Origin of the sequence: Streptomyces sp. GbtcB6 (assembly GCF_019091475.1) — a bacterium.
GTDB lineage: Bacteria > Actinomycetota > Actinomycetes > Streptomycetales > Streptomycetaceae > Streptomyces > Streptomyces hyaluromycini.
In genome coordinates, this window is sequence record NZ_JAGXJL010000004.1 from 23,819 (window position 1) to 45,662 (window position 21,844).

At 72.7% G+C, this 21,844-nt stretch carries 21 protein-coding genes; 9 read left to right on the forward strand and 12 right to left on the reverse strand.

Features of this window, described 5'->3' with window-relative positions; translation table 11 throughout:
• Window positions 1-260 precede the first annotated feature (260 nt).
• A complete protein-coding gene (locus tag KVT45_RS08025; protein ID WP_217545819.1) occupies window positions 261-2,993 on the forward strand; it encodes a LuxR C-terminal-related transcriptional regulator in 2,733 nt (910 codons plus the stop codon).
• 200 nt (window positions 2,994-3,193) lie between these two features.
• Window positions 3,194-3,661: a hypothetical protein gene (locus KVT45_RS08030; RefSeq protein WP_254646477.1), complete on the forward strand. Its 468-nt coding sequence runs from the start codon at window positions 3,194-3,196 to the stop codon at window positions 3,659-3,661.
• A 24-nt stretch (window positions 3,662-3,685) separates the two neighbouring features.
• On the opposite strand, the gene KVT45_RS08035 is transcribed toward KVT45_RS08030, so the two are convergent.
• Window positions 3,686-4,924: an amidohydrolase gene (locus KVT45_RS08035; RefSeq protein WP_217545820.1), complete on the reverse strand. Its 1,239-nt coding sequence runs from the start codon at window positions 4,922-4,924 to the stop codon at window positions 3,686-3,688.
• Between the two features lie 276 nt (window positions 4,925-5,200).
• Between KVT45_RS08035 and KVT45_RS08040 the strand changes: the two genes are divergently transcribed.
• Window positions 5,201-5,425 carry an antitoxin gene (locus KVT45_RS08040; protein WP_217545821.1) on the forward strand — a complete coding sequence of 75 codons (225 nt, stop codon included), beginning with the start codon at window positions 5,201-5,203 and terminating at the stop codon, window positions 5,423-5,425.
• A gap of 6 nt (window positions 5,426-5,431) precedes the next feature.
• Here KVT45_RS08040 and KVT45_RS08045 read toward each other — a convergent pair whose 3' ends face one another.
• Window positions 5,432-6,376: an MIP/aquaporin family protein gene (locus KVT45_RS08045; RefSeq protein ID WP_217545822.1), complete on the reverse strand. Its 945-nt coding sequence runs from the start codon at window positions 6,374-6,376 to the stop codon at window positions 5,432-5,434.
• Window positions 6,377-6,510: 134 nt separating this feature from the next.
• Window positions 6,511-7,176, reverse strand: a complete 666-nt coding sequence (locus KVT45_RS08050) for an SDR family NAD(P)-dependent oxidoreductase (protein WP_217545823.1) — start codon at window positions 7,174-7,176, stop codon at window positions 6,511-6,513.
• A 124-nt stretch (window positions 7,177-7,300) separates the two neighbouring features.
• Between KVT45_RS08050 and KVT45_RS08055 the strand changes: the two genes are divergently transcribed.
• The gene (locus tag KVT45_RS08055) at window positions 7,301-7,654 is read left to right on the forward strand and encodes a VOC family protein (protein WP_217545824.1); all 354 of its coding nucleotides are present in this window, start codon (window positions 7,301-7,303) and stop codon (window positions 7,652-7,654) included.
• Between the two features lie 21 nt (window positions 7,655-7,675).
• On the opposite strand, the gene KVT45_RS08060 is transcribed toward KVT45_RS08055, so the two are convergent.
• A complete protein-coding gene (locus tag KVT45_RS08060) occupies window positions 7,676-9,211 on the reverse strand; it encodes a hypothetical protein (protein WP_217545825.1) in 1,536 nt (511 codons plus the stop codon).
• A 125-nt stretch (window positions 9,212-9,336) separates the two neighbouring features.
• Between KVT45_RS08060 and KVT45_RS08065 the strand changes: the two genes are divergently transcribed.
• Window positions 9,337-9,603, forward strand: coding sequence for a hypothetical protein (locus KVT45_RS08065; RefSeq protein WP_217545826.1), 267 nt, complete (start codon window positions 9,337-9,339; stop codon window positions 9,601-9,603).
• A 12-nt stretch (window positions 9,604-9,615) separates the two neighbouring features.
• Here KVT45_RS08065 and KVT45_RS08070 read toward each other — a convergent pair whose 3' ends face one another.
• The gene (locus KVT45_RS08070; protein ID WP_217545827.1) at window positions 9,616-10,284 is read right to left on the reverse strand and encodes a hypothetical protein; all 669 of its coding nucleotides are present in this window, start codon (window positions 10,282-10,284) and stop codon (window positions 9,616-9,618) included.
• Window positions 10,285-10,573: 289 nt separating this feature from the next.
• Between KVT45_RS08070 and KVT45_RS08075 the strand changes: the two genes are divergently transcribed.
• Entirely contained in the window at window positions 10,574-11,395 is an 822-nt protein-coding gene (locus KVT45_RS08075) for a formylglycine-generating enzyme family protein (protein ID WP_254646510.1), read from the forward strand.
• Between the two features lie 9 nt (window positions 11,396-11,404).
• On the opposite strand, the gene KVT45_RS08080 is transcribed toward KVT45_RS08075, so the two are convergent.
• From KVT45_RS08080 to KVT45_RS08090, 3 genes are all read right to left on the reverse strand, one after another.
• Window positions 11,405-11,818: a hypothetical protein gene (locus tag KVT45_RS08080; RefSeq protein ID WP_217545829.1), complete on the reverse strand. Its 414-nt coding sequence runs from the start codon at window positions 11,816-11,818 to the stop codon at window positions 11,405-11,407.
• A 77-nt stretch (window positions 11,819-11,895) separates the two neighbouring features.
• Window positions 11,896-12,618, reverse strand: coding sequence for a DUF4232 domain-containing protein (locus KVT45_RS08085; RefSeq protein WP_217545830.1), 723 nt, complete (start codon window positions 12,616-12,618; stop codon window positions 11,896-11,898).
• A gap of 138 nt (window positions 12,619-12,756) precedes the next feature.
• Window positions 12,757-13,485 carry a DUF6445 family protein gene (locus tag KVT45_RS08090; RefSeq protein WP_254646478.1) on the reverse strand — a complete coding sequence of 243 codons (729 nt, stop codon included), beginning with the start codon at window positions 13,483-13,485 and terminating at the stop codon, window positions 12,757-12,759.
• Window positions 13,486-13,699: 214 nt separating this feature from the next.
• Between KVT45_RS08090 and KVT45_RS08095 the strand changes: the two genes are divergently transcribed.
• Window positions 13,700-14,545, forward strand: a complete 846-nt coding sequence (locus KVT45_RS08095) for a DUF4142 domain-containing protein (protein ID WP_217545831.1) — start codon at window positions 13,700-13,702, stop codon at window positions 14,543-14,545.
• Window positions 14,546-14,551: 6 nt separating this feature from the next.
• On the opposite strand, the gene KVT45_RS08100 is transcribed toward KVT45_RS08095, so the two are convergent.
• On the reverse strand, window positions 14,552-16,198 hold the full coding sequence (locus KVT45_RS08100) for an alpha-amylase family glycosyl hydrolase (RefSeq protein ID WP_217545832.1): 1,647 nt from the start codon (window positions 16,196-16,198) through the stop codon (window positions 14,552-14,554).
• Window positions 16,199-16,538: 340 nt separating this feature from the next.
• Between KVT45_RS08100 and KVT45_RS08105 the strand changes: the two genes are divergently transcribed.
• The gene (locus tag KVT45_RS08105) at window positions 16,539-17,480 is read left to right on the forward strand and encodes an LAETG motif-containing sortase-dependent surface protein (RefSeq protein ID WP_217545833.1); all 942 of its coding nucleotides are present in this window, start codon (window positions 16,539-16,541) and stop codon (window positions 17,478-17,480) included.
• 215 nt (window positions 17,481-17,695) lie between these two features.
• Here the strand turns inward: KVT45_RS08105 and KVT45_RS08110 are convergent, their stop codons facing one another.
• Together KVT45_RS08110 and KVT45_RS08115 are read right to left on the reverse strand one after the other, a co-directional pair.
• Window positions 17,696-18,673, reverse strand: a complete 978-nt coding sequence (locus KVT45_RS08110) for a nucleoside hydrolase (RefSeq protein ID WP_217545834.1) — start codon at window positions 18,671-18,673, stop codon at window positions 17,696-17,698.
• A gap of 133 nt (window positions 18,674-18,806) precedes the next feature.
• On the reverse strand, window positions 18,807-19,697 hold the full coding sequence (locus tag KVT45_RS08115) for an SDR family oxidoreductase (RefSeq protein ID WP_217545835.1): 891 nt from the start codon (window positions 19,695-19,697) through the stop codon (window positions 18,807-18,809).
• A 98-nt stretch (window positions 19,698-19,795) separates the two neighbouring features.
• On the opposite strand from KVT45_RS08115, the gene KVT45_RS08120 reads away from it, so the two are divergent.
• A complete protein-coding gene (locus KVT45_RS08120; RefSeq protein ID WP_217545836.1) occupies window positions 19,796-20,368 on the forward strand; it encodes a TetR/AcrR family transcriptional regulator in 573 nt (190 codons plus the stop codon).
• 22 nt (window positions 20,369-20,390) lie between these two features.
• Here KVT45_RS08120 and thrS read toward each other — a convergent pair whose 3' ends face one another.
• Window positions 20,391-21,605: a threonine--tRNA ligase gene (gene thrS / locus KVT45_RS08125; RefSeq protein ID WP_217545837.1), complete on the reverse strand. Its 1,215-nt coding sequence runs from the start codon at window positions 21,603-21,605 to the stop codon at window positions 20,391-20,393.
• Window positions 21,606-21,844: the final 239 nt, after the last annotated feature.

Genomic DNA, 21,844 nt, shown 5'->3' on the forward strand with positions numbered 1-21,844 from the left:
GTGGGGGGGCCCGGGGGGGGGGGGGGGGGTTTGGCCGCCCCCCCCCGCCGCGCGGGGGGGGGCGGGGGAACCGGCCCGACCAGCCACGATGCACCCGCAGCGGCCCCACAACCCCAGGCACCCCCACCCAAATCCACAGCCCCGTATCAAATGTGCCACCCATGCAACAAACCCCCGCACCACCCCACCGCCCCACAACCTCTCCCACCCCCGCCCGCTCTAACCCCCCGAACCCACCAGCGCACCGCGAGGAGCCAGGCATGACCCAGCCGTCCCCTGAACTCGCCGACGCCATGCACCTGTTGGCCGAGGAAGCCGAGCGCACGCGGTCCGGCGGCGGCCGGCTCGTGCTGCTCCGGGGCGCCACCGGAACCGGCCGCACCACCGTCCTGGAGGCCGCCGCCGAGCAGGCGGCCGCCCTCGGTCTGAAGGTTCTCCGTGCTCGCTGCTCGCCCGGCGACACCGCCATCTCCTTCGCCACCGTCCTGCAACTCCTCGGCCCGGTCCCGGAGTTCGCCGACCTCGCGGTGGACGGGGACGAGCGGGCCACCGCCGCCGGGCTCTGGCGGGTGCTGCGCGCCTACGCCGAGGACTCGCCCCTCCTCGTCGCCGTGGACGACGTCCACCTCGCCGACGCCCCCTCCCGCCGCTGGCTCGTGGAGTCCGCCCGGCACATAGACCGCTTACCGATCCTCCTCGTCGTCAGCGAACGCAGCCAGTACGACCTCGATCCGCCCGCCCCCGGCTTCACGCACACCCTCCCGCCGGCGCTGGTCCGCACCCACACCCTCGCTCCCCTCGCCCCGGCGGCCGCCACCGCCCGGGTGCGGGCCAAGTTCCCCGCGGCCTCCCGGTTCTGGATCGACGCCTGTGTGCACGCGGCGGCCGGCAGCCCCCTGCTGCTGGGCGCCCTCCTGGACGACCTCGACGAGAGCCGGCACCCGGACGTCCCCGAGACGACGGCCGCCCTCTACCCGGGCGCCTACCCGGCCGCCGTGCAGTGGTGGCTGGACAGTGCGGGACCGGCCACCACCGAGGTCGCCCGCGCCCTCGCCGTCCTGGAGGAGGACCCCGGCACCTGCCTGCCGGAGAACGAGATCACCCCGCTCCTCGCCGAACTCGCCGACGCCGACCCCACCCGGGTGGCCGGCTGGCTCACCGCCATGACCAACCTCGGCCTGCTCACCCTGGGCGCCGACGGCCGCCCCCACTTCCCGCACCCCCTGCTGCGCGACGCGATCCTCACCGGCGTCCCGGCCGCCCGCCGCCGCACCGCCCACCGGGCGATCGCCGAGGCGATGCTGCACCAGGACGCCCCCGCCGAGGCCGTGGCCCGCCAGCTGCTCGCGACCGGCCCGGTGGACGCCCCCTGGGCGCTGCCCCTGCTCCAGGACGCGGCCGCCGTCGCCCTCCACGAGGACCGCGCCGAGGACGCCGTCGGCTATCTGCGCCGCGCCCTGGAGGAGCCCCTCCCCGATGACCGCAGGCAGCGGCTGCTGACCGAGCTGGGCTCGCTGGAGTACGCGGCGCCCCGCTCCTCCGCCGCGATCCCCCGTCTCGCCGAGGCGGTCCGGCTGCCCGCCGCCCCGCAGGACCGGGTGCGCGCGGCCGTCGCCCTCGGCACCGCGCTGACCGGCCGGGGCCGCACCCGCAAGGCCGTCGAACTGCTCCACTCCGTGGACGTCGAGCTCGTCGGCCACCCCGACCTGGTCCGCACCCTGCACACCGCCTCCGTGCTCCTGTCCGACCAGGACCAGGAGGTACGCCAGGAGGTCTACCGGCGGCTGTCCGAGACCGCCGACCGCTCCCCCGAGCTGGTCGGCACGGCCGGCCAGGCCCTGCTCGTGCGGCACGCGGCCTCCGCCGGCCTCACATCGGCGCGGGACGCGATGCGGCAGCTGCGCTCCCTGCTCGCCGAGCCCGCCGACCCGCTCACCGAGCCGTTCCTCGTGGGTACGGCGGCCACGGTCGCCCAGTGGGCCGACGAACTCGACGAGGCAAGCCGGCTGGTGGACCGCGGCCTGGCCGGACAGCGCCCCGACCTGCTGCACCCCATGCACCAGGCGCTGCTCAACAGCCGTACGGACATCGCGGCGGCCCGCGCCGACTACGCCCGCCTGACCGCCGTCCCCGACACGGTCACCCCCGGCAACAGCCACGCGCACACGCTCATCGCCCTCGTGGAGACCGGCCGGACCGCACAGGCCGCGGGCCTCGTCGCCGGGATCGACCTGCGGGAGGCACCGGACTCCTGGGAGCTGAACCGGTTCCTGTACGCGCGGGGCGTGGTGCGGGCCGCCGCCGGAGACGCGGCCGCGGCGCTGCACGACTTCCTGGAGTGCGGCCGCCGCCAGACGGCCCGTGAGGTGATCAGCCCGGTGGTCACGCCGTGGCGTACGGCCGCCGCCGAGTGCCGGCTGGCCCTGGACCGCCCGCTGGAGGCCATCGCGCTGTCCGAGGAGGAGCTGCGGCTGGCCCGGGTCTGGGGCACCCCGCGCACGGTGGGCCGGGCGCTGCGCGTCCTCGGTACGGCGACCGGCGGCCGCCGCGGCCTGGAGCTCACCGAGGAGGCCGTACGGCTGCTGCGGGACGGCGGCCCGGCCGGTACCGAGCCGGCGCTCGCCCTGATCGCGCTGGGCCGCCAGCTGACCGCCGCCGGTGAGGCGGCCCGCGCCCGCGACTGCCTGCGGGAGGCCGAGGAGCATGCCGAACGGCTCGGCGCGGTAAGGCTGTTGGAGCTGACCGAGGGGATCCTGCGGAAAGGCGGCGCCCGCTCCCCCAGACGCCGTACGGGCGCCGCCTCCCTCACCGGCAGCGAGCGTCGGATCGCCGAACTCGCCGCCGAGGGCCGCACCAACGTGGAGATCGCGGCCCTGCTCCATCTGGCCCGCCGCACCGTGGAGACCCATCTCACGCACACCTACCGCAAGTTGGGCATCCGCCGCCGCACGGACCTGCGCCCGGCCCTGGACCAGACCGCCCCCCGCCCGTAACGGAGAAGACCGGCCGCTCCCAGCCGGCCCTCCCCGTCCCCCCTCTTGGTACCGCCGTACGGCCCGCCGCCCGGGGCGCGTTGCACACCCGGTGGGCGCGTGCAACGGCCCTGCCGCGCCCCCGGCGCCTCGGGTATGCGGCACGGAAAGGTTTGCCGCGCTTGCCACGATTTCGGACGGCTGCTGCCAAACTGTCCGTCATGAGCGCGCACTTGATCGCGGGCGGCGCTCCGGGCCGGCGGCCCCGGGTGGCCTGGCTGCTGCGCGTCAACCGCCTGCTCGGCACGGACCCCGCCTTCCGCTCCCTGCCGGCCTTCGCCGCGGCGTTCCACGGCGGCTGCCACGACCGTGACGTCAGCGTCTCCACCCTGTCCCGCTGGGAGACCGCCCGGACGGCGGCGCCCTGGGCGGCCGTCCGCCGCTACGAGGAGCTGCTCGGCCTGCCCCGCAACCTGCTCACCGCCACCGCCCGCACGGTCTGGCGCTACCTGGCCCCGGGCCCGGTCCTGGACACCGCCCCGGTCACCGCGGGCGAGGACGCACTGGAGGACCTGCTCGAACAGGCCCTGTCCGGCACGGTGACGACCGGCGAGGACTGGGACCGGCTCGCCGACGGGCTGTGCGGCGGCCGCGGGCTGGCTGGCGATTCCGGGACACCGGCGGGCTAGCGCGCTTCGGTGAGCCGGTGCGTGTCAGGGGGCGAGCCAGTGGCCCGCCGCCGCGAGCAGCGCCCGTACGCCCGTCTCGATCGTCGGGTCGGGGGCGGGGGCGAAGTGCGGGGAGTGGTTGGAGGGGATCTGCGGGGGGATGCCGTCGCGGACCAGGGCCTCCAGGTCGACGCCCTCGTAGAGCTTGTGGTCGGCGCCGCCGACGAACCAGTAGACCGAGGGCACCCCCAGGGCCGTACCGAAGGCCCCGAAGTCCTCGCTGTTGGGCACCGGTGAGGTCAACTCGAAGGTGAGGCCCGGGAATTCGGCGGCCAGCGCGGCCTGGACGGTCGCGGTCGCCGCGGGGTCGTTGTGGGTGACCGGGAAGGAGTCGATGGGCTCGAACTCCGGTTCCTTCGGCGCTCCGGAGGCGGCGGCCTCGGCCCGTACGATCCGCTCGACCGCCGCCAGCACCCGCTCCCGGACGGCCGCCGTCGTGGTCCGTATGTTGATCTTCAGCTCGACGGTGTCCGGGATGATGTTCTCCTTCGTCCCGCCGTGGATCGAACCGACCGTGACGACGGCCTGCTGGCCCGCGGCCACCTCCCGGGAGACGACCGTCTGAAGCCGCATCACCACGGCCGCGGCCAGCACCACCGGGTCGACGGTGGCCTCCGGCGTGGACCCGTGCCCGCCCCGCCCGAACAGCGTGACCCGCATGCTGTCCGCGCCCGCCATCAGCGCCCCCGCCCGGGTCCCGACCAGCCCGGCCGGCGCGGCCGCCACATGCTGGCCCAGGCACACGTCAGGCCGCGGGAACCGCTCGGCGAACCCGTCCGCGAGCATCTTCGGCGCCCCGCCCACCTCCTCGGCCGGCTGGAACACCGCGACCACCGTCCCCCGCCAGCCGTCCCGCACCGCGGCCAGCCGCCCGGTGGCCCCCAGCAGGCAGGCGACATGCATGTCGTGCCCGCACGCGTGCATCACCCCGTCGGTCTTCGAGGCGTACGGCAGCCCGGTCTCCTCACGGACCGGCAGCGCGTCCATGTCGGCCCGCAGCAGCACGACGGGCCCCTCCCCGTTGGCCAGCACCCCGACCACCCCGGTGCCGCCGACCCCCTCGGTGACCTCCCAGCCGCCCTGCTCCCGCAGCCGCCCCGCGACGACGGCCGCGGTCCGCTTCTCCTGGAAGGACAGCTCCGGATGCGTGTGCAGATCCTCGTACAGCGCCCGCAGTTCGGGGAGCTCTTCGCTCAGGCCGGTCAGGAGGGGGCTGGTGCTCATGACGTCGTCTCCCGGGGTGTGCGTTGCGTGGCTGCCGAGTCAAGGATCAGGATCGACCTCGGGACCGGACTTCGCACGTGAACGCCGGAAAACGACGAACGGCCGCCGTTCATCCGCGCCACCGTCGTGGCTGGTCGCGCCCACGCGGCGGTAGCCGCACAGGCAGTACAGCCCCGCGCCCCTTTGGGGCGCTCCAGCTGACGCTCCTTTCACGCCCCGCCGAACGCCCTGGGCGCCGTCTTGCCGCCGCCGGCTCCCGCCGGGGACGATTCCGGCATGTTCGATGGAATCAGCGGAATCGACGGACTCAAGAACCTGGCGGACAAGGCGAAGGACATCGCCGAGGACCACGGTGACGCGATCGGGACCGGTCTGGAGAAGGCGGGCGACCTGGTCGACGAACGGACCGACGGCAAGTACACCGAGCAGGTCGACACCGGAGTCTCCAAGGCGCAGCAGCTGGTGCAACGCCTGGGGGAGCAGGGCACCGAGAAGCCGTGACGGCCGCTACGACTGCGGTTCGTCCGTGGTCGGGCGGGTCCGGCCCGGCTCCGGCAACTCGCCCAGCTTGAGCCGGGCGTGCAGGACGTCGCCGATGAACAGGTCGTAGATCAGCACCCCGATCACGCCGCCGATCAGCGGACCGACGATCGGGATCCAGAAGTAGTTGCTGAACCACTCCCCGTTCCCCGGGAACGCGTAGCTCTGCCACCCGGTGAACCAGGTGAGCAGCCGCGGTCCGAAGTCGCGGGCGGGGTTGATGGCGTACCCGGCGTTCGCGCCGTAGGACATGCCGATCGCGGCGACGGCGAGGCCGATGACGAACGGCCCCAGGTTGGACCCCACGGCCGTGTTGCGCAGGTCGACGACCGCGACGACGAACATGACGAGGAAGGCCGTACCGACGATCTGGTCGATCAGCGGCCCCCAGTTCCCGCCGTGGTAGTACGGCGCCGGGAAGGTGGCGAAGATCGAGAAGGTCGCCTCGGTGTGCCCGCCCACCTTCGGCGGTTTCGACGCGGCGTCGAACGCGTTGATCGCGTCGTGGTAGACGAGATAGACCAGCGCCGCCCCGGCGAGGGCGCCGAGCACCTGCGACATCCAGAAGGGCAGCACCTTCACCCACGGGAACTTGCGGCGCACGGCGAACGCCAGTGTCACCGCCGGGTTCAGATGGGCGCCGCTGACACCGCCGGCCACGTAGATGCCGAAGGTCACGGCCAGGGCCCAGCCCCAGGTGATCAGGAGCCAGTCACCGGCGGCGAGGAAGATGGTCGTCGGCGTCGCCGCGCGCCCGGACCCGGGCAGCGCCGCGACGGCCATCGCCACGACACCGCAGCCGAACGAGATGAGAACGAAGGTCCCGAGAAACTCTGCCAGGCACTCACCGAGCAGGCCTCCACGGCTTCTGAGCCGGGAGGGCTTGAGGAGAGGAGGTATTTCCACGGCCATCGCTGGCCCCCTTCAGCCATCGCTGGCTCCCTGCGGGGAGCAATCAGGCGAACACCATTTTGTCCCACAAATGATGTTCGCGCAGATCGACCCTTTTATGCAGACGGGCCGGGGCGGGGCCCGGCGACGACCGGTCAGCTCTCCAGGTCGTCGGCGTAGTGCCGGAACCCGTGCCGGTCGCGGTGCATCCCCCACAGCGTGTCGGCGAGCACGGCGGGGTCCTTGCGGGCGTGTCCGGCGACGATGGCGCCCGGGATGACCAGCTGCGCCACGTGGATCCCCTCCTCCGCGAGCCGGTCGTGCAGCAGATGCCCGTACGCGCTCTCGGCGGCGAAGGCGATGGAGGTCCCGGCCCGGTCGGGGTGCGGGATGACGGCCGTACCGCCGTTGACGAAGAGGATCGTCCCCCGCCCCAGCTCCCGCATCCCCGGCAGCACCTGCTGCACGGCGGCGACGGGCCCGTACACCGAGAACTCGACCGGCCCGAACAGGTCCGCGTGGGTGGTCTCGAGGACGGGCAGCATGAAGTCCCGCTGCGGTACCGGGCTGTACTGCAGGATCTCGACGGTCCCGAGCTCCTCGGCGGCCCGCGCCAGCGCCCCCGCGAGGGCGAGCGGATCCCTGACGTCGGCGGCGAACCCACGGGCCCGGACGCCCTCTGCGGCAAGCGTCCCGGCCAGCACCCCGAGCCGCTCCCCGTCCCGCGCCAGCAGCGCCACCCCGTACCCCTCCCGCCCGAACCGCCGGGCGACAGCGGCCCCGAGCCCCGGCCCGGCCCCCACGATGGCGATACTGCTCACGGCGTTCTCCCGAAGGCTGAGGTGGCGTTGCGACGTGCACCTAGGTCCGTACCGCGCCGCCCCCGACTTCACACGTACGCACCGGGTCCGAGCCGTCTGATCCCCGTCCTGGCAGGATGGCGGCATGGAACGTGTGCTTGGAATCGGCGGGTACTTCCTGCGCTCCGCCGACCCGGCGGCCCTGAGCGCCTGGTACCGCGACTGCCTGGGCCTGGACGCCGACGACAACGGCCTGTGGCAGCCGGCGGCCGGGCCGACGGTGTTCGCGGCCTTCGAGTCCGGGACCGACTACTTCGGCTCCCCCACCCAGCAGACCATGCTCAACTTCCGGGTCCGCGACCTGGACGCGATGCTCGCGCAACTGCGCGCCAAGGGCGCGGACGTCGCGGCCGAGACACAGGACATGGACGGCATCGGCCGCTTCGGCTGGGTCACCGACCCCGAGGGCAACCGCATCGAGCTGTGGCAGCCGGCCTGACAGCGGGGCGCCGGCAGGCCCTCAGCTCACGGCGTACGCGTTGTACACCGTGGTCGTCGAGGTGTCGCCGTGGGTGTCGGTGACCGTGGAGCGCAGACCGACCCGGCCGCCGGAGCCGGGGTTGTGGACGGCGACGGTCCACTTGCCTCCGGACAGCTTCGCGGTGGTCGCGTTCCAGTGGGCGCCGTTGTCGGTGGTGTACCAGGCCCGGACGGACTTCACCCCGTCCGACAGCTGACGGATCGTGCCGTCGTCCGTGCCGAGGCGCTGCATGCCCAGGTCGACGGTGGTGGTCGATCCGGCGGCCGCCTGGTTCCTGCTGTTCAGGGCCTCCGGCCAGAACCGGGTGAGGTAGTTCCGGATCTGCTGGTTCTTGCCCGCGTCCGCGTAGAAGTGCAGGGAGAGACTGGCGGAGGTCGACAGCGAGCCGGACGGCAGGCCGCCGCGGTGGCCGGTCTCCGTCAGCGTGTACCAGCCCGACCCGGGGATCCGCGGATGCGCGTCGATCTCCTTCGAGGGGCTGAACGTGTGCGAGTAGAGCGTCTTGCCCGCGTGGGTCAGCTTCACGCTGCCGGAGGCCAGCACCCCGCCCGCCGTGAACTTGGGGTCGGCGAACAGGTTGTCGTCGCCGAAGTACAGCTGGTGGTACCAGGTGTACGGCAGCCGCCCGCCGGGGCCCCAGACCGCGTGGCCGAGGGACAGCGAGGCCGTCTTGCCGGCCGCGTACTTGTGGAACCCGCTGTAGACGAAGTCGTGGCCCTGCTGGCCCACGTCCCACCGGCCGGCCGGGACGTGGACGCTGAAGGAGTCGGGCAGGTCCCGCTGGAAGTCGAGGATGTCCATGGCCGACGAGCAGTCGTAGCCGCTCGCCGGCTCGCCGTTGAACGAGAACCACGCCTGACCGCTGTCGGGGCCGGAACGGGCGGACACCTTGAGGGTGGTCAGCCCGGACCTCGTGAGCTTCGCGGACACCCCGGACGGCACGCCGCGGCTGTGCGTGGCGGACGCCAGCCAGAAGTCGCCGCCGCTCGTCGACCGCGGCTGGTACGTGGTGCCGTAGGACAGCTCGTACGCCGTACTGGTGTTCGGGATGGCGTACAGGTCGCCCGCCGATGCCGAGATGCTCATCGTGGCCGGGCTGTTGTCGGTGGTGCAGACGGCCGCGCTGACCGTGTGGTCGTATCCGCTGCCCGGGTCGGGACTGAGCGAGACCTTGACCGCACGCCCCTTCCGGCCGTCGAACGTGGTCGTCGTGGCCCCGGAGACCCGCACGCTGTGGCCGCCGACGACGGCGTCCTCGCCGTTGCCGCCGACGAAGGACGTGGCGAGCTCGTAACCGCCGTTGGGCAGCGAGGTCTTCTTGTTTCCTTCGATGTAACGGAAGTCGTTCGTCTTCGTGTTGTACACCGCCACCTGTGCGTAGACCGGCTTGCCGCTCCGGTCCAGCGTCTTGACGGTGAGCGACCCCTTGGCCGCGGCCGACGCGGTCGAAGCGCCCGCCAGAAGAAGCGGCACGAGTACGGTGACGACACTCGCAGCCGCTGTGATTCGCCGCATCAGACCCCCCATAGGTACGCGACAAAAGCGAGTCACCATAGCCCACCGGGAACACCCTCCCCCTCACCGCCCCCACCGGCGAAGGACTCCCACCGCAGCCCAGGTGGCAGGGGCACACTGCGGGCATGCAGATCGCGATGGCGCTGATGGCGCTGATGCTCGTCCTCGGGTCGGTCTCCGCCGTCCGGCATGCCCGGAAGGGCCGGTGGGGGAAGGCCGTCGAGGTCCTTCTCCCCGTTCTCGGCGCGAACTTGATGCTGCTCGGTGGCGTCGAGCGGCACATCACGGTGCTCTTCTGGCTGGGCATCCTGTTGGTCGTGACCGGCCTCGGCGTGGAGGCCCTGTCCTTCTGGCGGGCCCGGGGCGCGGAGAGCGAGCCGTCCGGCCGGTGACCCGGCCGGGCGTCAGTCCTCCGGCGGCTGGGCCTCGATCAGGCGTTCCGCGATGTCGTCCGCCCAGGTCTGGGCCCAGTGACGGAGGGCGGTGACCGCGGCATCGTCGAGGCCGAGTGCCGAGAACTCCCGGTCGTCGATCCAGTCCGTGCCGGTCAGACGGGACTGGAGGTCGGCGAGGTCGAAGGTGTCGCGGGCGTGACGGCGGCCGAGGTCTTCGAGGTCGGGGAGGGTCCAGCGGTCCGCGGCGGCATGGACGATCAGGAGGTCGCGGGGCAGGCCACGGTCGGTCAGGGCCCAGACCCGCATGCCGACCACGTCTTCGAGGGCGAGGGCCGGGCCGAGTTCCGTCTGAACCGGCGGGTGCCAGAAGGCCTCTTTGACGAGGGTGACCTCGCTGTCCTCCGCCGACACCGCGTCCGTGACGATGAGCTGGGCGGAGAGGGGGTCCGTCTCGCGGGCGACGACACGCCAGCCGCGTTCCCGGAGTCCGGCCGCGACCGTCTCGGCGATCGTCCGCATGGGCTGCGGGTTCTGCGTGGCCGCGTCCACACTCCGGCCGGCGCGGTCGAACAGGCCGTGGGCCTGGGCCGCGTAGTCGCCGGTCAGCGCGAGTGGGTACGCGGCGCCGACCGACAGCAGGTCGGGCAGCAGGCGGCGGTGCAGGTGGGTGACGTTCACGCGGCGGCGGCCGAGGGGGGTGCCATGGGGCGATTATTGCAATTCGGTCGACGCGGTCGAGGCATCCCGGGTCGTCTCCGCCGCGCCGATGTACACCAGCGACTTCAAACTCCTCGGCCGGCCCTCGCCGAACGGCCCCCGCAGCCGGTGTCACAGGCACCTGCGGCACACTCCGGGCATGGAGCCCAACCAGCCGCCGTCCGCCTGCTGCGCGCCCTCCGCCCCCGCGCGCCTGTCGGTACCGCGGCCTCTTCCCGCCCCCGAGGGCAGCGCTCCCGAGCGCACCAGCATGGTCGCGCTGCCCGGCGGTGAGTTCCTGATGGGCGCCGAGGACGCCGACGGCTTCCCGGCGGACGGGGAGGGGCCGGTGCGGACGGTGCGCGTGTCGCCGTTCCGGATCGACGCCTGCGCCGTGCGCAACGACGAGTACGCCGCCTTCGTCGCCGACACCGGCTACGTCACCGACGCCGAACGGCTGGGCTGGTCCTACGTCTTCGCCGGGTTCCTGCCCGCCGCGCTGCGCCGGGGTGCGCCCCGGCCGCCGGAGACGCCCTGGTGGTGTGCGGTCGCGGGGGCCGCCTGGAACGAGCCGGCCGGACCGGGCAGCGGGCTCGACGGGCTCGGCCGCCATCCCGTCGTCCACGTCTCCTGGTACGACGCCGCCGCCTACGCCTCCTGGGCCGGCAAGCGGCTGCCCACCGAGGCGGAGTGGGAGTACGCGGCCCGCGGCGGCCTGGAGCAGGCCCGTTATCCGTGGGGGGACGAGCTGGACCCGGACGGGGAGTACCGGTGCAACATCTGGCGCGGGACCTTTCCGACCCGGAACACCGCCGCCGACGGGTACCGGGGCACCGCGCCTGTCGACGCCTTCGCGCCGAACGGGTACGGCCTCTACAACACCTCCGGCAACGTGTGGGAGTGGTGCGCCGACCGGTGGAGCACCGACCACGGCCGCAGCGCGGAACCCGGCCCCGCGCGCGTCATCCGCGGCGGCTCCCACCTCTGCCACGCCTCCTACTGCAACCGCTACCGGGTCGCCGCCCGCACCGCCAACACCCCCGACAGCTCCACCGGCCACACCGGCTTCCGCTGCGCCCGCGACGCGGGGTGAACAGGAGACCTACGGGTGCTCCGGCCAGTACGACACCAGCGCCCAGATCGCGAAGAAGTCGATGCCGATCATGACCAGCGACCAGAGCGGGGCGTACCACAGGAACAGGAACTGGACGATCACGCTCAGCGACGCCAGGAGGATGCCGAGCATGCGGGCCCAGTCGGGGGCGCTCTTGAGGACGGCGGCGCCCGCGATCGCGGCGAGGGCGCCCAGGACGACCAGGATCCAGCCCCAGCCGGTGAGGCTGATCTTGTAGACGTAGTCGTGGACGCGTGCGTACACGTCGTCGGCGGCGAGCGCGGAGATGCCCTCCAGGATGGCGAGGATGCCGTTCATCAGCAGGAGGACGCCGGCGAAGACAAGTCCGCCTGCGGCCCGACCGCTGCTCGGGGTCGGTGCCGGATGTGTCTGCTGGCTCATGCGTACGACGATCCGGCCGGACCCGCTCCTACACCACGGGGATTACTCCGAACAGGTGAGCACCGGCCCCTCGCCGGTCAGCTGCCGACGGGACCGATGAACGACCCCGGGTGCGTCGCGCCGTCCTGGAGCACCACGGCACCGCCGTGCCAGGGCAGGTCGAACGACGTGCGCTGGTTCGGCGCGGTGACGACGACCGTGGTCGGTGTGAAATCGGTGGAGTCGCCCTGCGCCGGCACCAGGAAGGTGATCGCGAAGTTGGTGGAGGCGCCGTTCGCCAGGGTGACCCGCTTCGGGGTGGCGTTCGTACGCGGAAGCGACCACTTCTGACCGCTGTTCACCAGGTCGACACCCGGGAAGCCGTACATCGTGCAGGAGTGGCCGCTCTTGTTGGTGAACGCCACGACCGCGTGCTTCTGCTGGCCGGTGCCGCTGCCGGAGTCGGCCCAGGAGTAACCGAGCTGGGAGGCCTGGCAGACGGGCACCGAGCCGGAGGCGGAGGAACCGCCGGACGCGGAACCCCCGGAGGAGCTGCCGCCGGAGGTGGACGAACCGCCGGACGTCGACGAGCCCGAGGTGCTCCCGCTGCTACCGGTGCTGGAACCGCTGCCGGAGCCACCGGTCGAGCCGTTCGCCGTCGTGGAGTCGCCGGCGGCCGGGGCCGCCGTACCGCCGGCGGCGCTGACGGAGCCGCTCGCGGTGCCGTTGCACGCGGTCAGCAGGGCCAGCAGCGCGGCGGCGCCGGTCACGGCGACAGCGGTCTTGCGGATGTTCGTGCGACGGTTGCGAAGCTTCGACATGGGGTCCCCCAGGGGCGGTGTCCTTCCCGGCTCTCTGCCGGACACCCCTTTCGATGCGGGCCCGGGGAGAGAAGTTCGGAGATCGCCGTCACGGGCCCGTCGTGGTCGTGTCACGCCCGCTGTTACAAACGCGCCCGCTCACGCCATCCAGAAGAACACCGCCGTCATCCGCTTCTCCTCCAGCGTCTTCCCGGTGTAACCGGTCGCGCTGTGCACGAGGTTGGCGCTGTAGAGGAGCAGCCGGTTGTACTTGTGCGGGACGCGGACGTCCTCCTCGAAGTGGTCGCCCGGGACGAACCGGGTCCCGAGCGCCTCGACGAGGTTGTTGTGCGGGGCCTGCACGATGTTGCCGCCGAGCCGGCCGCCGGGCAGCGACTGGCGGTAGAACGCGGTGCCGCAGTCCTTGGCCACCCCGGGGTTGAGGTACAGCACCGCCGCGTACCGGCACAGCGACCGCGAGTCGGTGTGCGGGCGCGGTTCGCTCTCGCCCTCGCCGACCACCTGGACACAGTTGTGGTTGAGGGTGCCGCCGCCGGGCGCCTGCTGCACCCACAGCTTCCCGGCCCCGGTCGCCTTCTTCACCAGCTCTTCCACGACGGCGAGTTCGGCGGGCTCCAGGCCGGGCATGGTGCGCAGTCCGGGCCAGGTCTCCGAGGTGTACGGGTATCCCTGGACCCAGTCGTCCTTGGCCAGGCACCGCTCCCGTACGGCGTCCACGTCCGGGAGGACGTCGTCGAACACCCAGTAGTCGCGGCCCTTGGTGGGCTTGCGGTAGGGCAGTACGGGCAGGGCGGGGCGCGCGGCGGGACCCCGCGGGGCCGCTCCGTTGGGCAGCCTGGGGACTCGGGGCGATGAGTGTGGGGGCATGCGGCGAAGCCTGCCCCCGACTTTGTCATGACCACTCTCACCAGAGGAAACCATCACCTTCTCCTGGCCAAGACATGGGAAGTCGGCGCCCCGGGCAGGGCCAGGCCTCACAAGTTCTTTACCAAATCAAAAGGTTCTTGGCGCTTTCCCGTCCGTACTTCTCTGCGAACCGACCCCGCCCCTCGCGGGACCCCCGACCAAACAGGAGACACCGGTGCGCTTTTCGCGGAACGCGACGGGAACGCTGTTTGTTGGCGGAGCCCTGAGCTTCACCCTCGCGGCACTCGCCTACCCGAGCATGCTGGGGCTGAACACCGTGTCCAGCGATCCCACCCGCGTGATCGCCAACACCCAGTGGGGGCCCCTCACCGAGGCCGACCGGGACTTCGTGGTGAAGGTGCGGGCCGCCGGCCTCTGGGAGTACCCGGTGGGTCAACTCGGCGAGAAGAAGGGCCAGTCCCAGGCCGTGATCACGGCCAGCCAGCACCTGGTCGACGGGCACTCGGCGCTGGACACCACCGACCGCAAGGTCGCCCAGATGCTCAACATCACCATCCCGAACCTGCCGAGCCCGCAGCAGCAGGGGTTCGTCAACACGCTGACCGCGGACACGGGCAAGCAGTTCGACACCGACTTCGCCAACATCCTGCGCATCACGCACGGCTCGATCTTCAACACGGTGGCGAAGATCCGGTCCACCACCGAGAACACGCTGGTGCGGGCCCTCGCCGACCAGGCCAACGACACGGTCCTCGACCACATCACGGTGATGGAGAAGACCGGCCTGGTCGACTTCGGCACCGTGCTCTTCCAGGAGACGACCCCGCCGAAGCTGCCCGCCTCGGACCTGACCCCGCCGCCTCCCGCGGCCGGTCAGCCCCAGGTGGTGCTCACCCCGCCGCCGAACGCCACCTCGACCCCGGTGAACATCGACGGCCTCACCGGGGCGAGCAGCGGGACGGGTACCGGCACGGGAACCGGCACCGGAACGAACACCGGCACGGGCACCCAGACCACCGCGGTGAACGTGACCCCGGGTGCCACCCCCACCGCCGGCTGAGTCACGTCAGGCGCCCAGCCACACCGTGGTGTCGGGCGGCAGCGTGCCGTCATGCGGCAACGGCACGCTCGCCAGCAGCACTTCGCCCGGCGGCAGCGGCACCGGCGCGTCCGACACGTTCGTGACGCACCGCCAGCCCTCCGTCCGGGCGAAGTGCAGCACGCCCGCGGGCGCCTCGGCCCAGGTCAGCGCCTCGCCGTCCAGCAGCTTGCGGCGCAGCCGCAGGGCGGTGCGGTAGAGCTCCAGGGTGGAGCCCGCGGCACCGGCCTGTGCCTCGACGGCGTACGACGCGAACCACTCCGGCTGCGGCAGCCAGGCACCGCCGGACCCGAAGCCGTACGACGGACCGTCCGCCGTCCAGGGCAGCGGCACCCGGCAGCCGTCGCGGCCCTTGCGGGCATGGCCCGTCTGTTCCCAGATCGGGTCCTGGAGGACGGAGACGGGCAGGTCGGCGGCCTCGGGCAGGCCGAGTTCCTCGCCCTGGTAGACGTACGACGACCCGGGCAGCGCGAGCATGAGGAGGGTGGCGGCGCGGGCGCGCCTCAGGCCATGGGAGACATCGACGCGCGGCGTGCGGCCGCCGGACAGCAGCCAGGCGTTCTCGTCCGTGCCCGGCGGGAGCATCAGCCGGGAGGCGTGCCGTACGACGTCGTGGTTGGAGAGCACCCAGGTGGCGGAGGCACCGGCCGCGCGGGCGGCGGCGAGCGAGCCGGTGATGACCTCGCGGAGCGCCCCGGCGTCCCAGGGGGTCTGGAGGTACTCGAAGTTGAAGGCCTGGCCGAGTTCGTCCGGGCGGGCGTACAGCGCCCGTCGCGCATCCGGTACCCAGGCCTCGGCGACGGCCGTGCGGGGCGGGCTGTAACCGTCGAAGATCTTGCGCCAGTCGCGGTAGATCTCGTGCACCTCGTCGCGGTCCCAGTAGGGGTGGGTGCCGGGCGCGACGCGCTCCAGCGCCTCCTCGCCGGTCGGGCCGAACTCCGCGACGTCCCGCAGCGGTTCGGCGAGGTCCTTCACCAGGGCATGGGCCACGTCGACGCGGAAGCCGTCCACGCCCCGGTCGGACCAGAAGCGCAGGGTGGTGCGGAAGTCGGCGCGGACCTCCTCGTGCGCCCAGTTCAGGTCGGGCTGCTCGGGGGCGAAGAGGTGCAGGTACCACTCGCCGTCCGGGACCCGGCGCCAGGCGCTGCCGCCGAACACCGACTGCCAGTCGGAGGGCGGGAGTTCGCCGTGCGCACCGCGGCCGGGCCGGAAGACGTAGCGGTCCCGGGCCGCGGAGCCGGGGCCGGACAGCAGGGCCTCCCGGAACCAGGGGTGCAGGTGCGAGGTGTGGTTAGGGACGATGTCGACGATCACCTTCAGGCCCAGCCGGTGCGCCTCGGCGGTCATCGCGTCGAAGTCGTCCAGGGTGCCCAGGCGCGGGTCGACGTCGCGGTAGTCGGCGACGTCGTAGCCGCCGTCGGCGAGCTCGGACGGGTAGAACGGGCTGAGCCACAGGGCGTCCACACCGAGCGCGCCCAGGTGGGACAGCCGCCCGGTGATGCCTTTGAGGTCACCGAGCCCGTCGCCGTCCGCGTCGGCGAAGCTGCGCGGATACACCTGGTAGATCACGGCCTGACGCCACCAGTCGGGATTCCTGGAGGAGAGGTCGACCACGCGCGTTCCTTTCGGGCGGAGAGACACCGATCGGGCGGAGAGACACCGAGAAGAAGTCTGTCCCTATTGCCGAGAAAGCGAAACTTCACACCGGCCGGAGCGGATCGTTCCCCGTGTGAGGGAGTTGTGATGGTGCCCGAACCGCCCTTGATTCAAGGCAGGTTGACAGGGTTCGGCAGGGCCAACCACCATGGGCCGCACACTGTGGCGCATGTGACCAATGGGCGCAGTGTCTCTTCGCTTTCCGCTGCCCTTCCGCCGCCCGCCATCTGCCCGTCCGCTCCTCGCGACGAGCAGCGACGGGCCGGCGAGAGATGAGCACCCCACGGATGGGATCTCCATGTCCATAGCCAGACATGTCACCGCGCGTCGCCTGCTGGGGACGGGCGTCGCGTCGTTCGCCCTGTGTGCCGCCTCCGTCGCCGGCGCGTCCGGCGCCTGGGCGCACGGCACCCCCGGCGGTGACGGCTGGAAGTCCGGCGGCCACTACAGCCCCGGCACCGGGGCCGGCACGGAGACCGGCACCGACAAGTGCCAGTTCTCGATCGACGGCTCGAACTTCTTCGACTCGGTCAAGGTCGACGACCAGAACCTGAAGGTCACCGACGACGGCAAGGTCCACCTCAAGGTCCGCGCCGCCGCCGACGCCGCTTCCTGCACCGCCTCGCTCGCCTCCTACATCGCCCACGGCTCCTCCTTCGCCACCTCGGGCCAGCAGATCTTCGTCGACTTCGACACGGTGACGGTCAAGCAGGGCCAGACCGACTCCCTCGACATCGCGGTCCCGGACGCCGGCTGCTTCGCGCAGATCGACCTCTACCGGGGCGCGACGAAGTTCGACGGGAACACGGACGTCAACGACGGCTTCGAGCACGGCGACCTGCCGGCCGGCCCGGACCACACGGTCATCAAGGACAAGCTGATCGCGTCCTGGAACGGCGGTACGAAGGACTGCTCGACCACCGAGTCGTCCTCGCCGTCCCCGTCGCCCTCCGCCTCCGAGTCGGAGTCCACCCCGGCCACCCCGCCGCCCGCCGAGACCACCACCCCGGCGCCCTCGGAGAGCTCGGCGACCGGCACGTCCTCCGCGTCCCCCGCCCCGTCCGAGTCGACGACCTCCCCGGCGTCGGCCCCGAGCACCAACTCCGGCGGTGGCGGCGACCTGGCCCACACCGGCGCCAGCTCCAGCACCGGTTACATCGCCGGCGGCGCGGCCCTGCTGCTGGCCGGCGGCGGCGCGATCGTCGTCGCGAGCCGGCGCCGCAAGGCGACCCGCGCCTGATCCCTCCGGGTACCCATGCGTACGCCCCGGCCGTCGGTGACGGCCGGGGCGTAGGTGTGCAGCGCCCTGAAGGGGCGCGGGGCTGTATCCATGTGCGGCTCCGCCGCGATGGGGGTCCCCCCGGGTTCGAGCGAAGCCGAGAACTTGGGGGAGCGACCGGCCACGACGGCGCCGCAGTCGGCAGACGGCCTGTCCCGGCACTTCCAGCGGAGCGCTCAGCCGCCGACGGTCCCCAGGTACAGGCTGACGTACCGCTCCACGTCCACGTCCAACGCCACGTCCACCAGGGCCTGTTCGCGGGCACCGCCGTGGATCTCGGCCTCGCCGGGGCGGGGGCGGCGGTCGACGATGGTCTGGCCCCGGGTGGGCCCCGGGGCGAGGGAGACCTCGACCGGTAGGAGCCGGGTGGTCAGACCGGCCGGATCGGCCACGGCACAGACCGCGCCCGCGTCGCCGAGGCCGCCGTCCGGGTCGTCGCCGTCCTGCCCGTCGGCGTCCGGATCCGGGGCGGCGGGCCGGTGCGCGAGCAGCTCTCCGGCGAGCCGGGCCCCCGGTTCCGCGCTCGCGCGCAGCCGTCGTACCTCTGCGCCCGGCACCACCACCCGCTGGAAGACGTCCAGCCCGTACATCGTGATCGGCACTCCGGCGGTGAGCAGGACGGCGGCGGCCTCGGGGTCGTGCCAGACGTTGAACTCGGCGACCGGGGTGGCGTTCCCGGTGGCGACCGCGCCGCCCATGAACACGATCCGCTCGATGTTCCGGGTCACCTCCGGGTGGGTGCGCAGCAGCAGGGCGATGTTGGTGAGCGGCGCGGTGGGGATGAGGGTGACCGGGCGGGGCGAGCCGAGGATCTCGCGGCGCAGCAGGGTGACGGCGTCGACGTCGGCGGGGCGCCGGCTCGGTGCGGGCAGCCCGAGATCCCCCATCCCGTCCGCCCCGTGCACATGCCGTGCCGACCGCGCCGCCTCGATCAACGGCCGCTCGGCGCCCCGGGCGACGGGTACGTCGCCGGCCCCGGCCTGCTCCAGCACGGTCAGGGTGTTGCGGACCACCCCGTCCACGTCCGTGTTCCCGGCGACACAGGTCACCGCCCGCAACTCAAGCCCCGGGTGCCGAACGGCGAACAGCAGGGCGAGGGCGTCGTCGACACCGGTGTCACAGTCGATGATCACGGGGATGCGCTGACCGGCCACGGGGGGCTCCTTCCGTCAGCCTCGACTCTAAGCGCCGAAACCTTCCAGCAGAGGCCACAGCAGCCACCGGAGGAACGCGAGCAAGCACACCGACGGCACCACAGCCCGCCTGAGCCCGCCTGAGGGGCCCTCTTCACTCCCCCTCGAAGTAATGCCCCTTCTCAAGGTCGGCCACCAGCCCCGCCTCCACCGGCCGCCACCCCAGCAGCTCCCGGGTCCGTTCACTCCTCACGGGCACGTCCAGCGATATCAGCGCGCCGAAGAACCCGAAGTGCTCGGCGCGCCGGTCCTCCGGAACGCTCTCCGCCGGCACCCCCAGCCGCCGCCCGATCGCCTCGGCGATCTCCCGCACCGCGACCCCTTCCTCAGCCGCCGCATGCAGCTCCGCGCCCGCCGGCGCCTTCTCCAACGCCAGCCGGTACAACCGCCCGAGGTCCAGCGTGTGCACGGCGGACCACTGGTTCGACCCGTCCCCGGCATAGCCGGAGACCCCCGTGGCCCGCGCGATCCGGATCAGGATGGGCAGGAACCCGCTCCGGTCCCGCGTACTGTGCACGACCGGCGGAATCCCCACCAGCACGGCACGCACCCCCTGCTCGGCGAACTCTCCGAACAGACGCCCCGTGGCGATCCGGGGATTGGCGCCGTACGCCTCGGCGAGATGCCCGTTGCCGTCGCCGCGCCCCATGCCGACCCCCAGGAGGGCCTTGCCGGTCCCGGCGAGCGCCTCGCCGAACGCCCGCACCACGGTCAGGTCGGTCGCCGCCGCCCCGGCCATGTCGCCGGCGGCCATCGCCGCGTGGTCGAAGGCGAGATGGACGACGGCGTCGGCATCGACCGCGGCCGCCCGCAGGCCGTCCAGATCCGCCAGGTCACCGCGGCGCACCTCGGCGCCCAGGGCCTTCACGGCCGCCGCGGAGTTCTCGGACCGGGCGAGGCCGACGACCTCGTGCCCGGCGTTCAGCAGTTCGGGAATGACGGCGGAGGCGATATGACCACCGGCGCCGGTGACGAAGACACGCATGACAGCACTCTCCCCAGGACGGAAGAAAAGGTGATGTGACTCGGTACCGTCACCATACCCCTGTGACGGTACCGAGTCACATCACTTAGGCTGTCCCCATGGCTCGATGGGAACCGAACGCGCGACTGCGCCTCGTGCAAGCCGCGATCGACCTGTTCGGCGAGCAGGGGTACGACAGCACCACCGTCGCCCAGATCGCCGAGCGGGCCGGGCTGACCAAGACGACGTTCTTCCGGCACTTCCCGGACAAGCGCGAGGTGCTGTTCGCGGGCCAGGAGGAGCACGGCCGCCTGCTGGCCGAGGGAGCCGCGGCCGCACCCGGCACCGCGACCCCGCTGGAGACGGTGGCCGCCGCCCTGGACGCCCTGGCCGCCTCCTTCACCCCGGAGCAGCGCGCGTTCGGCCCTCGGCTGATGCAGGTCATCGGCAGCCACAGCGAGCTGCGGGAACGCGCCGCGTTCAAGAGCCTCAACCTCGCCACGACGCTGGCCACGGCCCTGCACGACCGCGGCGTACCCGACCCCACCGCGTCCCTCGCCGCCCATCTGGGCGCCCAGGCCTTCTCGGCCGCCTTCGCCCGCTGGATCGCCCCGGCGAACGACCGCACCCTCCCCGACCTGACCCACCAGTCCCTGAACGAACTACGCGAGGCGACCGCCGCCCTCACGTAGGCACCCCTCCGAAGGGGCCCGCTCACTCCCAGAGGCCGGCCCCCCGCCCCACCACCCGCTCCCCGATCCGCCGCACCAGCTCCGCCACCGGCAGCGCCCCCACGCGCCGCCCGTCCCGCAGCCGCAGCGCCGCGAGCCCCGCCTCGGCCTCCCGCCCACCGATCACCGCCTGGTACGGCACCAGCCGGGCGGCCCGCACCCGCGCCCCCAGGCTGCCCCGCTCCGGCCCGGTGACCTCGGCGCGCAGCCCGGCCCCGACCGCCGCCGCGACCAGCGCCGCCGCCTGCGCCACCTGCTCCTCACCGACCGGCAGCACCACCAGCTGCAGCGGCGCCAGCCAGGCCGGAAAGGCCCCGCCGTGCACCTCGACGAGATGCGCGACGGCCCGCTCGACGCTCCCGATCACGCTCCGGTGCACCATCACCGGCCGATGCCGGCCGCCGTCCGCCCCGACGTACCGCAGATCGAACCGCTCCGGCTGGTGGAAGTCGATCTGCACGGTGGACAGGGTGGACTCCCGCCCGGCAGCGTCCGCGATCTGCACGTCGATCTTCGGACCGTAGAACGCGGCCTCCCCCTCGGCCTCCTCGTACGCCACCCCGGCCCCGTCCAGCACCTCCCGCAGCAGCACGGTGGCCCGCCGCCACAGCTCCGGGTCGGCCACGTACTTCCCGCCCTCACCGGGCAGCGACAGCCGGTGCCGTACGGCGCGGATGCCGAGGTCGGCATAGGCGCGGGCGATCAGCGCCAGGGCCGCACGGGCCTCCCCGACGGCCTGGTCCAGGGTGCAGAAGATGTGCGCGTCGTTGAGCTGGATGGCCCGTACCCGGGTGAGCCCGCCCAGCACCCCGGACAGCTCGGCGCGGTACATGGCCCCCACCTCTGCGATCCGCAACGGCAGTTCGCGATAACTGCGCGCCCGCGACCGGTAGATCAGCGCATGATGCGGACAGAGACTGGGCCGCAGCACGACCTCCTCCGCCCCCACCCGCATGACCGGATACATGTCCTCGCGGTAGTGCGCCCAGTGCCCGGAGATCTCGTACAGCTCGCGCTTGCCGAGGACGGGTGAGTACACGTGCCGGTACCCGGCCCGGCGTTCCGCGTCGCGGACGTACTCCTCCAGGGTGTGCCGTACGACCGCCCCGTCGGGCAGCCAGTACGGCAGCCCGGCGCCCATCAGCGGATCGGTGTCGAACAGGCCGAGTTCACGGCCGAGCCTGCGATGGTCGTGCATGGCGGATCTCCTCCCTCGAGGAGGCGAACGACCCGCGACACGAAGAAGCCCCGGGGCGTTCACCCCGGGGCTCAGGACTGGTCAGCTGTCAGCGCGCCGGGACGGTCTCCGACGTCGTCGTACGCAACGGACACGACTGGGCACGCTTCATGCCCCCGACCGTAGCAACGGCCGGGACAGCGCACGACAGGTTTTCAAGGCCCTACCCTCAGGCCGTGCCGACGTCAGGGCTCCGGCGC

Excerpts from the sequence above, each read along its gene's own strand:
- KVT45_RS08025 (WP_217545819.1), top strand. The coding sequence starts at position 261 with ATGACCCAGCCGTCCCCTGAACTCGCCGACGCCATGCACCTGTTGGCC.
- KVT45_RS08030 (WP_254646477.1), top strand. The coding sequence starts at position 3,194 with ATGAGCGCGCACTTGATCGCGGGCGGCGCTCCGGGCCGGCGGCCCCGG.
- KVT45_RS08035 (WP_217545820.1), bottom strand. The coding sequence starts at position 4,924 with ATGAGCACCAGCCCCCTCCTGACCGGCCTGAGCGAAGAGCTCCCCGAA.
- KVT45_RS08040 (WP_217545821.1), top strand. The coding sequence starts at position 5,201 with ATGTTCGATGGAATCAGCGGAATCGACGGACTCAAGAACCTGGCGGAC.
- KVT45_RS08045 (WP_217545822.1), bottom strand. The coding sequence starts at position 6,376 with ATGGCCGTGGAAATACCTCCTCTCCTCAAGCCCTCCCGGCTCAGAAGC.
- KVT45_RS08055 (WP_217545824.1), top strand. The coding sequence starts at position 7,301 with ATGGAACGTGTGCTTGGAATCGGCGGGTACTTCCTGCGCTCCGCCGAC.
- KVT45_RS08060 (WP_217545825.1), bottom strand. The coding sequence starts at position 9,211 with ATGCGGCGAATCACAGCGGCTGCGAGTGTCGTCACCGTACTCGTGCCG.
- KVT45_RS08065 (WP_217545826.1), top strand. The coding sequence starts at position 9,337 with ATGCAGATCGCGATGGCGCTGATGGCGCTGATGCTCGTCCTCGGGTCG.
- KVT45_RS08075 (WP_254646510.1), top strand. The coding sequence starts at position 10,574 with ATGGTCGCGCTGCCCGGCGGTGAGTTCCTGATGGGCGCCGAGGACGCC.
- KVT45_RS08080 (WP_217545829.1), bottom strand. The coding sequence starts at position 11,818 with ATGAGCCAGCAGACACATCCGGCACCGACCCCGAGCAGCGGTCGGGCC.
- KVT45_RS08085 (WP_217545830.1), bottom strand. The coding sequence starts at position 12,618 with ATGTCGAAGCTTCGCAACCGTCGCACGAACATCCGCAAGACCGCTGTC.
- KVT45_RS08090 (WP_254646478.1), bottom strand. The coding sequence starts at position 13,485 with ATGCCCCCACACTCATCGCCCCGAGTCCCCAGGCTGCCCAACGGAGCG.
- KVT45_RS08105 (WP_217545833.1), top strand. The coding sequence starts at position 16,539 with ATGTCCATAGCCAGACATGTCACCGCGCGTCGCCTGCTGGGGACGGGC.
- KVT45_RS08115 (WP_217545835.1), bottom strand. The coding sequence starts at position 19,697 with ATGCGTGTCTTCGTCACCGGCGCCGGTGGTCATATCGCCTCCGCCGTC.
- KVT45_RS08120 (WP_217545836.1), top strand. The coding sequence starts at position 19,796 with ATGGCTCGATGGGAACCGAACGCGCGACTGCGCCTCGTGCAAGCCGCG.
- thrS (WP_217545837.1), bottom strand. The coding sequence starts at position 21,605 with ATGCACGACCATCGCAGGCTCGGCCGTGAACTCGGCCTGTTCGACACC.